We start from the raw sequence: 12,494 nt of genomic DNA on the forward strand, positions 1-12,494 counted from the left end.
AGGCAATGAGTTCGAACAAACCGCCGGAAAAGAAGCTGGCCGTCGCGCTTCAATACGAAAACGAAGGCGCACCGGTGGTCACGGCTAAAGGGGCTGGTTCGATTGCCGAGCAGATTGAAAGGCTGGCCAAGGAAGCCGGTGTGCCGATCGAACAGAACCCGATGATGGCCGAAGCCCTGTCCCAGATCGAAATCGATCAGGAAATTCCAATAGAACTTTATCAGGCAGTCGCGGTTCTGATTGGCTTCATCATGCGCACGGGCGAGGCGCAGAACCCCGGTCATGACCAATAGGGTCAGCTCTCTGTGCGAAAGAAACAGTTCTTGGCAAGGAAAACCTTGCAGCCCAATCAATTCCCGAATAGGTCAACAGTCTGCAAAGTAGTTGCGCCTTGGAGTTCGTTTTGACACCGCTCCTTTGCGCGCGAAATCGAACAGAACAGGATTTTTGACGAAGATGACGATTGTCGACGTACGCACACCCGATCCGAAGAAATTCATCAAGGGAGCGACCGGCGATTGGGAAATCGTGATCGGCATGGAAGTCCATGCCCAGGTGACTTCCGAAGCCAAGCTCTTTTCCGGTGCCTCGACCGAATTCGGCAAGGACCCGAATAACAACGTCAGTCTCGTCGACGCCGCCATGCCAGGTATGCTGCCGGTGATCAACGAGGAATGCGTCAGGCAGGCGATCCGGACCGGTCTCGGGCTGAAGGCGGCTATCAATCTGAAATCCGTGTTCGACCGCAAGAACTATTTCTACCCGGATCTGCCGCAGGGTTATCAGATTTCGCAGTTCAAACAGCCGATCGTCGGCGAAGGCAAGATCTTGCTCGACATGCCGGACGAACAGGTCGAGATCGGCGTTGAACGCCTCCACCTGGAACAGGACGCCGGAAAGTCATTGCATGACCAGCATCCGACAATGTCCTTCGTGGATCTGAACCGCTCTGGTGTTGCGCTGATGGAAATCGTGTCCAAGCCGGACCTTCGTTCGTCTGACGAGGCAAAGGCCTACCTGACGAAGCTGCGCACGATCCTGCGCTACCTGGGAACATGTGACGGCAACATGGACCAGGGCTCCATGCGCGCGGACGTCAACGTTTCAGTCAGGCGTCCCGGCGGCGATTTCGGCACCCGTTGCGAGATCAAGAACGTCAACTCGATCCGCTTTGTGGGACAGTCCATCGAATACGAAGCCCGGCGTCAGGTCGCGATTCTGGAGGATGGCGGCGAAATAGATCAGGAAACCCGTCTCTTCGATTCCGTGAAAGGTGAAACCCGGTCCATGCGCTCCAAGGAAGAAGCGCATGACTACCGCTACTTTCCGGATCCCGACCTGCTGCCGCTCGAATTCAGCCAGGAATTTGTCGATGAACTCTCTGGCCACCTGCCGGAGCTGCCGGACGACAAGAAGGCTCGTTTCATCGGTGACTACGGCCTGACCGCGTATGATGCCGATATCCTGGTTGTCGAAAAGGCATCTGCCGACTTCTTTGAGGATGTTGCCAAGGGGCGTGACGCCAAACTGTCCGCAAACTGGGTAATCAACGAACTTTTCGGCCGCTTGAACAAGGAAGGCACGGATCTGGCGGACAGCCCGGTTTCCGCGGCTCAACTCGGGTCCATCATCGACCTTATCAAGGCTGGAACGATTTCAGGCAAGATCGCCAAGGATCTGTTCGAAATTGTCTGGATGGAAGGCGGTGACCCGGCACGGATCGTTGAAGATCGCGGTATGAAACAGGTGACTGACCTTGGCGCGATCGAGGCGATTGTCGACGAGATCCTCGCCGCCAACCCGGACAAGGCTGAACAGGCCAAGGAAAAGCCGAACCTTGTCGGCTGGTTCGTCGGTCAGGTGATGAAGGCGTCCAAAGGCAAGGCCAACCCGCAGGCAGTGAACGATCTTTTGAAACAGAAGATCGGCCTGGAGTGAGTTATGGCGGGTGAGAATGAAGTCTCGGCCGTAGAACTGCCCATTACCGGTTCCTGTCATTGCGGTGCCGTGACTTACCAGATGAAGGTACGGCCTCGCTTCGCCGTGGAATGCAACTGCTCGATCTGCCGCAGTCTGGGGACCGTATGGGGCCATGGTGAAGTCGGGGACATTGCGGTGACGGCGAAACCCGGGGCAACAACCAGCTATGTTTGGGGCGACAGGCAGCTTGCCTTTCATACCTGCAAAACCTGCGGTTCAACCACTCATTGGGAAGCCGTTGCCGGTGATGCAAAAGGGCGCATGGCAGTCAACCTGCGTCTTGCCCGTCCCGGCACCATTGAAGCCATTGGCCACCGCCACTTCGACGGGGCGGACACCTGGTCGTTTTTGGATTGAGAGCCATTAGCTAACCCTGTTAGTTTAGTTCCGCAACACCACCAGGTCTGCGGGCTGCGGTGTTACTTCAGGAACTGATGGATCAAAACTGTCATGAACGCGGATCTTGCAAGCCTTCTCCTGGCGCTCGGAATTTTTTCCGTCGGCTTCATAAGCATCGGACCCAATATCCTGGCGATCATCGGAACGTCCATGGAGCGGGGGCGGGCATCGGGTGTGAAGCTGGCGCTTGGCGTCGGGATCGGCTCCGGCATCTGGGCGACGCTCACCGTGGCTGGACTGACCGCGCTGATCGCAGCCTATGCGCATGCGATTACCGTCTTGAAGATTCTGGGCGCCATCTATCTGCTTTGGCTTGCCTACAGGGCTTTCCGGTCGGCAGCGACACCGGAAGGAAATGTCGCTGTACGGTCAGCGAAAGGAAACAGGTTGTTTCTTCAGGGGCTTGCCATTCAGATGACCAATCCGAAGGCAGCTCTCCACTGGATCGCGATCGTGGGCGTGGGTCTTGGACCAAACGCGCCGCTTTGGGTTGGCCTGTCGCTGATTTCTTGTTGCACGCTCATGTCGGTCCTCGGGCACCTCGGCTATGCGATCACTTTCTCGACGCAACCGGTTGTCGACTTCTACCGGAGGAGCAGGCGCTGGATTGAAGCAGGGCTGGGTGTTTTCTTTTCCCTGGCTGCGTACAAACTGGCGACCTATCGCGGCTGATCGTTTGCCGGCCTGGCATGCGCTACGCAGACCAGGTGGCTTGAGGAAGTGTATTCGGGCCTTGGCCGAATGCACCCGCAAGACGCTACCTGAACTTGAAACCAGCAGCACTGTGCTAGGCAGGTGCCGCCAAATAAGCTAAAGGGCTTGGCAACCTGAAAGCGTTCAATTGACCGAATGACAGCAACCGCCAATTCTGCCCGACAGACCGCACCTTTCTACGCCACCCCTTTTGGGGTCTGGGGCCTCGTCGCATTATGGGGATTGTCACACCTTCTGCTCAGAGCTCTGTCAACGCCCGTTCTGGGGACGGACGACATGTTCGAGAACGTTCTCGTTCAAACACTCGAGCCCGGTTACATGCTGCGTCAACCACCGCTTTATGAATGGGTGTTGTGGACCGCGCAGCAGGCATTCGGTCCGACGGTCTGGGCTGCATTGTTCGTCAAATACACGCTGATCTCGATTGCGGCGCTGTTTCTGTTCCTGATCGCACGCAAGGCAATGTCCGATCCGCGGCTGGCAGCTCTCTGCGCCTTTTCCTATTCGCTCTACTACCAGTTCGGCTGGAACCTGCACGAGGGTGTGACCCATACCGTTGTTCTGACAACGGCATGCGCCGCAAGCGCGTTCTTGTTCATCAAGGCGCTCGAAACAGGGCGTTTGTCATTTTATCTGCTGTTTGGCGCCGTTGCCGGCGCCGGGCTATTAGGAAAACACTCCTATCCGATATTCGTTTTGGCTCTGGTTCTGGCTGCGTTGAGCGACGGCGTCTGGCGGAACCGGATCAGGATATTGGGGCTGGCGGTTGTTCCGGTTGCTGCTGCAATCGTCTATAGCCCTTACGCCTGGTGGATCATGACGGAAGGTCTTCAGCTGTTTGCCTCGGTGTCAAAGACGATGGGCGTGGCCGCAGAGACGTCCCACCTCGCCAGGGCCGGACAGGGCCTGGGCAAGCTCGCATTTGGTTTGCTTGGTTTCTCCGTTCTCCTGGTGCCGCTGCTTCTCATTGTTTTCTGGCCTCGATATCTTCGCAGGAAAGCGCCTGTGGTTCCCCAAGTTGGCGATGTTGCTCGCCTGTGTGGCCGAACCGTCCTGGCGATGATCGTGCTGACGGCGCTGATGATTGCCGTCACCGGCGCAACCTATGTCAAGGAACGGCACATGCATCCCCTGATGCTGCTCTTGCCGATCTATCTGTTTGCGGATCTTGAGCGCTTCGGGTTTCACAAGCAATGGCGCTGGCTGGGGGCGATCATCCTTGCCGTTGTTGCGGTGGTCTTTGTTGCCCGCATTCCCGGAATTGTCGCACCGGACAGGTTCTGGTGCGGCGGCAAGTGCCGCCACATGAAACCCTATGCCGACATCAAGAGCTCGCTTGCCGCCTTGGGCGCGGAGAAGGCGACGCTGATTGCGGAAAACGGTTACACGGGCGGCAATCTGAGAGTTCTGTTTCCGGGGGCAAGGGTTGTGACCAACGCGATCCCGGCGCGAACGCCGCCACGGGAAAAATGCTTCTTTGTCTGGGAGGATGGCGAGAAACAACCCGAAAGTCCAGCGGCGGACCGGTACACGCAAGTGACTTTCGGCAGCCCCGTCATGCCGCTGTCTGCGACCTATCTGGCAGGCAACTGGCCGCACATTTGGAAAGATCATGGATGGCGGACGACCTGGTGGGGTGTTGCGGAACTCGACGCGAGCGACGAATTGTGTCGCTGATCGAAGGCAAACGCTGTTTCAGCCGTGAGATCTTGGCGGTTGCCTAACTGCCTGGTGTCAGGAGTGCATCTGCCTTGCGTTCCAGAAACAGGCCAAGTTCATCATAACCGTTGAGGAAGCTGGAACACCAGATGCGACCGATGCCCGAGACTTCCATGTAGTCGGCCTGAACCAGATGCGAATGGCCGACGAATTCAAGATGGTCCCAGGGAACGCTCGCGTTTCTCAAAAACGGGCTGCTGAAATAGATCTTGTTCCGGTCATATCCGAATTTGACGAAGAAGATCTGATAGTTGACGAAGATGGTGATCGCGAGAAACGCGACCGTCACGACGAACGCCATCGCGATCTGTCTGGCGGGTGCATGCGCCATCGCATAGACAAACAAGATGGCGAACGGCACCAGTGAAATGGCAAGGCACTTGACCGGCCAGCCATAGGTCAGGTAGCAGACATGTCCCTTTCGAACCGCGGTCGGCCGGGCTGATGCGGACAGGCCCCAGACCAGGGCCGCACCGATCAGCCCGCTGCCGATAGCCACTGCCCAACCGCCCCAGTCAAACATGTCCATGAACCCCACCGAGTTGCCGAAATCTTGGGAAAGGGTATGGATCGCGGCTTAAATCTTGATACATGAATTGAAGATGAGTTGATTCAATTTTTATCGGTTAAGATCAGGTGATCCTGATGGTCGGTCCAATGTCGGCGAGGCCAATTGGCCGCCGTGGAGATTCAGGGAACGTCAAGTGACTTCAAAGATACGGATTGTGAGGGCAGAACCGGGTCACCTTCGCGAAATCGTCGCCATCATCAATGTTGGCGCCACAAGTGTGCGCCAGGGACGGGAATTTGCAGAATGGCAGGACTATCAGCCTGCTTTTGAAGCCCTGATGACCGCTCCCGAAGCGGATATTTACGTGGCACTAAACGATGCAGACGAAGTGGTCGGCACTTATCAGATCCACTTCCTCAAAGGCATTGCGTTCAAGGGGCGCCCGCGCGCCACAATCGAAAGTGTGCACGTAAGGCCGGACCAGAGGGGAAATGGCATCGGTCGGCAGATGATGGATCACGCCGAAATTCTTGCCCGAAGCGCGAATGCCTGCATGCTGCAGCTCACATCGAACAAGGAACGGGAAGGCTCGCACCACTTCTATCTGCGTCTCGGATATGATCAGAGCCACTTTGGCTACAAGAAGATGCTGGTCTGACAACTTCCGTCATTGGAAGGTGAAAGCAGGTCGATTGAAGCAGTGTTTACGCCGCTGCATTGGCGAAACATTTTGCGACAATGTGCGACTTCCGGACGCGGCGGGGTCTTGCCAAATCGCGGTGGCCCGGCGATCGTTCTGGTTCAGTTTGCACGGATCCAGGCTTCTCCTTTGCAGGCAAGCCCGCCGATGACGCAACCCTCAAGCGTGAGCCTGTCATGTCTTGTGCTGAAGCAGGCGAACCCAGTCCAGACTGTGTTGAGCGAGTTCCTCCCATCCCTTTTCAAGCTGCATGTAGTGACACCGGTCCGCGACTTCGACAAAGGTTGCCAGATCGCCATATCTGTCAGCCATCGTTTTCGCCGTCGAGGGAGGAACGACCTTGTCTTCTGAGCCTGACAAAAACAGAAGTGGGGTATCAGCGTTTTCGAAGTCGACCTTCGTGGTCTGTTGCATGTCATACATCCAGAAAAACAGCTCGAAGAGAACCTGTCCGGATTCCGTGCTGAGCCGGTCGCAGATTTCATGTTGCTGCGTGACCGGCATTGTATTCAGCCCGTAAGCTGCCAGGAGATCGAAATCCTGACCGGGTGCTTCTTCCCAGAAAGTCCCGGCGGACATGAACATCTTGCCAAGTGCGCGTTCCATTTCCGTTGTCGGCACCGTACCGTTGATGATGCTGCTGTTGATCAGCACACCTGCCTTGATCAAGCCGCGCGATGCAAGCAATTGTGCAATCAGTCCACCGAGTGAATGGCCAACAACAATGGGTTCTGTCCCAAGCGTTCCGATGAACCCGGCAATATCGTCAACATAGTCGGCAATGCTGGCCCCGCGCAGCGCATCTGTTCTTTCCGCGCCATCCGGCAGATCGTGAAATCGATAAGTCGGACTGTGGCAGTCATATCCATGATCCTCGAAAAATTTGTGGAACGGGGACATGGTCCACGATGAAGCGTTGGTGCCGTGAAGAAAGACAATCGTCTGCGCTGACATGTTTGCGGCCCCGGATTGTTGGAAGATTTGCGGTTAGGTGTATCTGAGAAAAAGACTGAAACGCTCAGCTTGGTGAATAGAGTGTTTATGTGCCTTGTCAAATTCTCGGGTAATATCATTGAAATATCAGCCGAATTCGTACGCTCATGATTACCATCCTGTAAATTTCAGATTTGCTTAAAGTTTTGTTCTCGATGCGTTAAACCTGTTTTTTTACGAGCTATTTAACTGGTCCTGATCAAGTAGACATCAAGAAACGAACGGGAAAGCTGCACGAAAGCTTACGTTTCTGGGGAAGTCTAACAGAGGACGAAAGGGGAGCGAAATGGCTCGTTTTGAAATACACTCGGCTGATATGGCCGCCATGGGTGAAAAGCCCGTCACCGCCGACATCCTGTTTCAGATGGGGCTGGACAGCGCCTGCGGCCGCAACGGCGAAACTGATCTGATCACGGCACACAAGTGGTTCAACATCGCCGCTTTGAAGGGCAACAAGAATGCTGCTCAGTACCGCAAGGAGATTTCCGGTGAAATGAGCCCGTCTCAGATTGCCGAGGCGCAGCGCACAGCACGTGAATGGCTGTCGATGCATTGACAAGGTACGAGGCTGCCGGCCAAACGGCACCTGAACCTGTAGATTTTATCTGACGCGGCGGAGATTGTACTCCTGCCGCGTTTTGTATTTCGGCGGTTCTCTTTCCTTTGAGGCGTCAGTGCACAGGCGCAAGACCGTGCTCATCCCACAGCGAGCGGTCTATCGGTTCGCCAAGCGCGAATTCGAAACCGATGATTTCGGCACCATTCGCTGAAAGCTGGCACCTGTAGGCAATTTCATACCAGGTGCGGTTGCTTCTGAGGGCGGCTGCCGAGGCAAAAATCTCATCTGCTCTTTTCACGGAATTTCGAAAGGCATGCGGCGCCAATCGTGTCGGACGGAAGCCCGGTTGTGCGCGTCTAACCTGTTCCATGGCTTCCAATGCACAAAGTTGCTCAAGGCGGTCGCCGCCAACGAGTGTTGCCAGTGCCGCTCGGGCCTGGGCAGATCGGGGGTCACTGAGAACACCATGCGCGTAAAATGACGTTGCGTAGTTCCAGGCAGCGTTCGGCGGGGGAACATGAGTTTTTTGAAGCGGTGTTCCTGTTCCCGATGGTGCAGCGCGTTCAATAGCAACTTTCGGGACGGATTTTGGTTGCAGGGCAGGGTTGGGCGAGGCTTCCTGCAGGAATTCCCGGAGAGACAGGATGTCAACGACGAGAGGTGCGGAAACCTTCGTGTCAGACAGATCCAACATTTCCATGTTTGTCAGCATCGCAAATACCAGCACATGCACCCAAACGGCTATAACCCAGGAAATTCGCTCCGCCACGAACCGGTGTATGCCTTCGTGTCCGACATCGCTCATGGCGCAGCGTCCGTTGGCTCGAATTCAACTCAGGCTGGCAATAGACTCTGATCACTGTGTCCATATTTTGATTGCAGGGGCGTTGTCGTATCCGGTTTTCCCCGAAAATCGGAAGAATGCGACCATCCGTTTTGGCAAGATCCGAGAAACATCCGTAGCCTCAGAAAACAAGAGCGCGCGAACACGCGGTAACCGCTTCCCGCAACCATCTGTGAGCGGGGTCGTTTGTGGACCGCTCGTGCCAGACCATGAAGACGTTCAAGGATTCGGTCACGAATGGCAGGGGCGCCATATCAAGATTACGAAGGGACGTCCTGTGCATGAACTCCAATTCGGTAGCGAGCATCGATGTACCACGGACAAATGGTGTAATTCCGGAAAAATTCGAAACCGTTACAGTCGGTTTGGGGATGTAAGGCAGATCCGGAGCCCTCAGAACATCGTTCGAACCGCCACCCAGGACGAACTGGACCGTCACGTGTCGGGCAGCCAGGTAATCCTCGACGGAGGTTGGCGGGCGGGTGCAGCTGCCATCGAAAAAGCACATCATCTCGCCCGAAAACAGCTTGAACTGGATCATGTCCGGCGCATCGGGCGGAATTGGTGTCAGCAGGAGGTCGCAGCGGGCGTCCCGTAACAGGGAGACGCTCGGAACACCTGAAGGTTTGAACTCGAGCGACAAATTCACCCCGTTCTGCAGCGCGTCTCTCACCAGTTGCGGAAACAGCAGGTCCCTTTGCATGTCATTCGCCGCCACGACGAAGCGCATGTCCTCCGATCTGGGATCGAACGGTCGTTGTTCCGTCAAGGATTTGAGACTGTCCAGAACCTGGCGCACGGGTCCCTTCAGGGAAAGCGCTGTCTCCGTCGGGGTCAGACCCTGCCCAGATCTGACAAAAAGCGGGTCACCCAGGATCAATCGAAGTTTTGACAGCGTGTGGCTCACCGCTGACTGCGTTACCTCCAGGCGTTCCGCTGCGCGAGAGACGGATGACTCTTCCAGGATCGCGAGGAAAGTGCGCAGGATCTGGCCGTCCAGATTATGAAAATCGATTTTGCTCATATCTATTATGAATAGTCATGAATGGTTTCGATGTCCAATTCCGCATATCTTCCGCGGAACATTCTGGGAGGAAGCCATGAAATCGAAATCGCTGCTTGGCGCGGCCGCAATTGCGCTCGTGTCGATGATGCCGCTTGCCGTTTCTGCGGAGGAGCTTTCCGTCGCGAATTTTGTACCGCCGCAACATCACACGAATTCAGTCCTGTTCAAATGGTTCGGGGAGGAAGTCGACAAGCGTTCGGGCGGGACGCTCACGATCAAGGTCTACCCGGCAGGCCAGCTTGGCGCAGGGCCGGTGCAACAATACAAGCGCGCCGTCGAAGGCGTTGCGGATATTACCTTTGGGCTGCAGGCCTACACTCCCGCCATCTTCCCGAAGACGATGTTGATCATTCCGCCGGGCAAGGCAACAACTGCACTGGAGGCCACGGAACGTCTCCTGTCGGTATACGACGAGCATCTGGCTGACGAATACGAGGACGTGAAACTTCTTGGTGTGTTCACTGTGGCTGGAAATGCGTGGGCCGCAACGGGGGACTATTCGACGCTCGCATCCCTGGCAGGAACGAAAATGGTGCCCTATGCGGCGATGACGACACCACTTGTCGAAGCCTTGGGAGCAGTGCCGGTGCAGATGCCCGTCACGGAGATGTATACCGGACTGAGCACCGGAACCATCGACAGCACGACGGCCACTTACAACAACATGACACCGCCGTGGAACTTCTGGGACGTTTCAAGCCACTTCATCGAGAATGTACCGGTTCAGTTTGCCGTGTTTTTTGTCGCGATGAACAAGGAACGCTATCTGGAACTCTCCGATGAGCACAGGGCCATCATCGACGACCTCGCCGGCGAGACTTTCTCGATGATGGGTGCCCGGAGCTTTCATGGTGCAGACGAGCGTTCGCTCGAGATCATGAAGTCCGCACCGCAAATGGAAAAAGTCAGCTGGGTCTCGGTTGCCGACGAAGAACGGGCAAAGATGGATGCGGCCGTGGCCGAAGGCATGAAGGCAATTTTCGCCGATTATGCCGATCGCGGCATCGACAATGCCGAAGATATCTACAACGCGATCAACAAGTGATGGCACGGGCGGCCTTTGGCCGCCGTTCCAGGATGGAGGTGCATCGTGCCCGATCTGATGTGGATCAAGGCTTTGGACAAGCTGCTGGTTTGGCTCGCGCTCATCATGGGGGGTGTCATGCTGGCCTTCATGACGCTGTTCGGAACCTGGAACGTGCTGGTCATGCGCAAGGTCATGAATGCACCGGTCCGGGGTGCTGAAGACCTTATGATCCTGTCGCTGGTGATCCTCGTCGCAATTGCCATTCCTTTTGGTGGCCGCTGCGGCGCTCATATTGAAATCGAGGTTATGGAAAGTCGGATGTCTCCCGGCTTTGCCCGTTGGTCGATGTTGGGTCTGCGTCTTGTCGCCGGCGCTCTGATGCTCCTCATGTCCTATGAGCTTGTCAAAGCAGGCGGGAAGGCGACGAAATTCGGAGAGACGACCCAGCAGCTGCTGATCTCCTACGAACCCTTTTACTACCTTCTGGCCATCTGCGTTGCCGTTTATGCGCTCGTTCTGGCCAGCGACGCAATTCAACTCGTGCTGTGCGGCAAGATCCGGCAAATCGCTTTGGGGGCAGACCTGTGATCAGCATGACCATGCTCGGAGTGTTCGGCCTCCTGTTCCTGTTTGTCCTTCTGGCGCTCCGGTTTCCCGTGGCGCTTGCAATGATCCTGGTTGGTGTCGTCGGCACGATTGTCGCAACTGCAAATCGTTTCCTCCTGCTTGGCATGGGCCCGGACCAGGCGTGGGCACGGGGTTTCAAGACGGCCATGTCCAATCTGTCCGGCGAAACCTTTGAAGCGGCTTCCAATTACAACCTTCTGGTCATTCCCATGTTCGTCCTGATGGGAAACCTTGCCGGGGTGTCGGGTATGTCCGCCGATCTGTTCAAGGCGGCCTATCGATGGATGGGACATATGAAGGGCGGTCTGGCGTCCGCGACAATTGCGGCTTGTGCAGGATTTGCTGCACTTTCCGGATCGTCCCTTGCAGCCGCCATCACCATGGGGCGGGTTGCGCTCCCGGAAATGAAGAAATTCAACTATTCGGATAGTCTTGCGACCGGTTCGGTCGCGGCAGGTGGAACGCTCGGGTTTCTGATCCCGCCCTCTGGCGGCATGATCATCTACGCGGTGCTGACGGAACAGAGCATTGGCCGCCTGTTCATGGCGGGCGTCATACCGGGCATTCTGATGACGCTTCTGTTCATCGGCGCTATTTACGCAACCGTCCTGCGTCGCCCCGAAGCCGGGCCACCGGGACCTCGCTTCAGCTGGTCCGAGCGACGGTCAGCAACGATTGCCGCCTTGCCGTTCGTCGCCGTTGTCGGGCTCACGATCGGAGGCATGTACACGGGTTTCTTCACGCCCGTCGAAGCCTCATCGGTGGGCGCTTTTCTCACGCTGTTGGTCGCTTTGTGGCGGCGGTCTCTCACTGTTGCAGCGCTGCGTGAAGTGACACTTCAGACCGTGAAGGCATCCGCGACCGTATTTCTGATCATTATCGGTGCATTCATCTTCATCCCCTTCATGTCGATCACCGAACTGCCCGGACAACTGGTGAGCCTGATGACGTCGCTCCCCATCGGCGACTACGGTATCCTCCTGATCATCATCCTCATCTACATGTTTCTCGGCATGTTTCTGGAAGGCATTGCCATGCTGGTGCTGACCATCCCGGTCGTGCTTCCGATCATCGCCGCCCTGGAATTCGGTTTTGACCCTTCCATGGCGGACATGAAGATGATCTGGTTCGGGATTGTCGTGGTGATCGTGCTGGAGATGGGCATGATCTCACCGCCGGTCGGCCTCAATGTCTTCGTCGTAAAGTCCATCGCCCCTGGCGTTCCCATGGGGCAGATTTTCAGGGGCATCTGGCCGTTTTGGTTCGCCATGGCCTTCATGCTGCTGCTGCTCGCACTGTTTCCTCAAATCGCAATTTTCCTGCCGCAGACGATGGTGGGCTGACCTTGGGAGAAT

General features: G+C 56.3%; 14 protein-coding genes. 10 read left to right on the top strand and 4 right to left on the bottom strand.

The window, feature by feature from the left end:
- Positions 1-5: 5 nt before the first annotated feature.
- From ACO6TI_RS15870 to ACO6TI_RS15890, 5 genes are all read left to right on the top strand, one after another.
- Complete coding sequence (locus tag ACO6TI_RS15870; protein WP_196895877.1) at positions 6-293, top strand: EscU/YscU/HrcU family type III secretion system export apparatus switch protein; 288 nt, start codon at positions 6-8, stop codon at positions 291-293.
- A 163-nt stretch (positions 294-456) separates the two neighbouring features.
- Positions 457-1,938, top strand: a complete 1,482-nt coding sequence (gene gatB / locus ACO6TI_RS15875) for an Asp-tRNA(Asn)/Glu-tRNA(Gln) amidotransferase subunit GatB (protein ID WP_209012504.1) — start codon at positions 457-459, stop codon at positions 1,936-1,938.
- Positions 1,939-1,941: 3 nt separating this feature from the next.
- The gene (locus ACO6TI_RS15880) at positions 1,942-2,337 is read left to right on the top strand and encodes a GFA family protein (protein ID WP_209012505.1); all 396 of its coding nucleotides are present in this window, start codon (positions 1,942-1,944) and stop codon (positions 2,335-2,337) included.
- Positions 2,338-2,430: 93 nt separating this feature from the next.
- Positions 2,431-3,051, top strand: coding sequence for a LysE family translocator (locus ACO6TI_RS15885; protein WP_196998438.1), 621 nt, complete (start codon positions 2,431-2,433; stop codon positions 3,049-3,051).
- Between the two features lie 318 nt (positions 3,052-3,369).
- Positions 3,370-4,770 (top strand): glycosyltransferase family 39 protein, encoded by a 1,401-nt coding sequence (locus ACO6TI_RS15890; RefSeq protein WP_422385282.1) that lies wholly within the window; start codon positions 3,370-3,372, stop codon positions 4,768-4,770.
- Positions 4,771-4,813: 43 nt separating this feature from the next.
- Here the strand turns inward: ACO6TI_RS15890 and ACO6TI_RS15895 are convergent, their stop codons facing one another.
- The gene (locus ACO6TI_RS15895; protein ID WP_029066255.1) at positions 4,814-5,341 is read right to left on the bottom strand and encodes a hypothetical protein; all 528 of its coding nucleotides are present in this window, start codon (positions 5,339-5,341) and stop codon (positions 4,814-4,816) included.
- Between the two features lie 175 nt (positions 5,342-5,516).
- Between ACO6TI_RS15895 and ACO6TI_RS15900 the strand changes: the two genes are divergently transcribed.
- Entirely contained in the window at positions 5,517-5,981 is a 465-nt protein-coding gene (locus ACO6TI_RS15900; RefSeq protein ID WP_348317013.1) for a GNAT family N-acetyltransferase, read from the top strand.
- 216 nt (positions 5,982-6,197) lie between these two features.
- Here ACO6TI_RS15900 and ACO6TI_RS15905 read toward each other — a convergent pair whose 3' ends face one another.
- Positions 6,198-6,977: an alpha/beta hydrolase gene (locus tag ACO6TI_RS15905; RefSeq protein ID WP_422382854.1), complete on the bottom strand. Its 780-nt coding sequence runs from the start codon at positions 6,975-6,977 to the stop codon at positions 6,198-6,200.
- 325 nt (positions 6,978-7,302) lie between these two features.
- Between ACO6TI_RS15905 and ACO6TI_RS15910 the strand changes: the two genes are divergently transcribed.
- Positions 7,303-7,572 carry a hypothetical protein gene (locus ACO6TI_RS15910; protein WP_172670855.1) on the top strand — a complete coding sequence of 90 codons (270 nt, stop codon included), beginning with the start codon at positions 7,303-7,305 and terminating at the stop codon, positions 7,570-7,572.
- 115 nt (positions 7,573-7,687) lie between these two features.
- Here ACO6TI_RS15910 and ACO6TI_RS15915 read toward each other — a convergent pair whose 3' ends face one another.
- Positions 7,688-8,380 (bottom strand): DUF930 domain-containing protein, encoded by a 693-nt coding sequence (locus ACO6TI_RS15915; protein ID WP_196998442.1) that lies wholly within the window; start codon positions 8,378-8,380, stop codon positions 7,688-7,690.
- A 160-nt stretch (positions 8,381-8,540) separates the two neighbouring features.
- Positions 8,541-9,443, bottom strand: a complete 903-nt coding sequence (locus ACO6TI_RS15920) for a LysR family transcriptional regulator (RefSeq protein ID WP_196998443.1) — start codon at positions 9,441-9,443, stop codon at positions 8,541-8,543.
- Between the two features lie 76 nt (positions 9,444-9,519).
- Here ACO6TI_RS15920 and ACO6TI_RS15925 point away from each other — a divergent pair, with 76 nt between their 5' ends.
- Genes ACO6TI_RS15925 through ACO6TI_RS15935 form a run of 3 tightly spaced genes read left to right on the top strand, consistent with a single transcriptional unit; the run spans position 9,520 to position 12,482 of the window.
- The gene (locus tag ACO6TI_RS15925) at positions 9,520-10,530 is read left to right on the top strand and encodes a TRAP transporter substrate-binding protein (protein ID WP_158705462.1); all 1,011 of its coding nucleotides are present in this window, start codon (positions 9,520-9,522) and stop codon (positions 10,528-10,530) included.
- A 45-nt stretch (positions 10,531-10,575) separates the two neighbouring features.
- A complete protein-coding gene (locus tag ACO6TI_RS15930) occupies positions 10,576-11,100 on the top strand; it encodes a TRAP transporter small permease subunit (protein ID WP_196895863.1) in 525 nt (174 codons plus the stop codon).
- A 5-nt stretch (positions 11,101-11,105) separates the two neighbouring features.
- Positions 11,106-12,482, top strand: coding sequence for a TRAP transporter large permease (locus ACO6TI_RS15935; RefSeq protein ID WP_422385315.1), 1,377 nt, complete (start codon positions 11,106-11,108; stop codon positions 12,480-12,482).
- The last annotated feature ends 12 nt before the right edge of the window (positions 12,483-12,494 follow it).

The sequence above is a fragment of the Roseibium album genome (genome assembly GCF_965233825.1).
Classification (GTDB): Bacteria; Pseudomonadota; Alphaproteobacteria; order Rhizobiales; family Stappiaceae; genus Roseibium; species Roseibium album.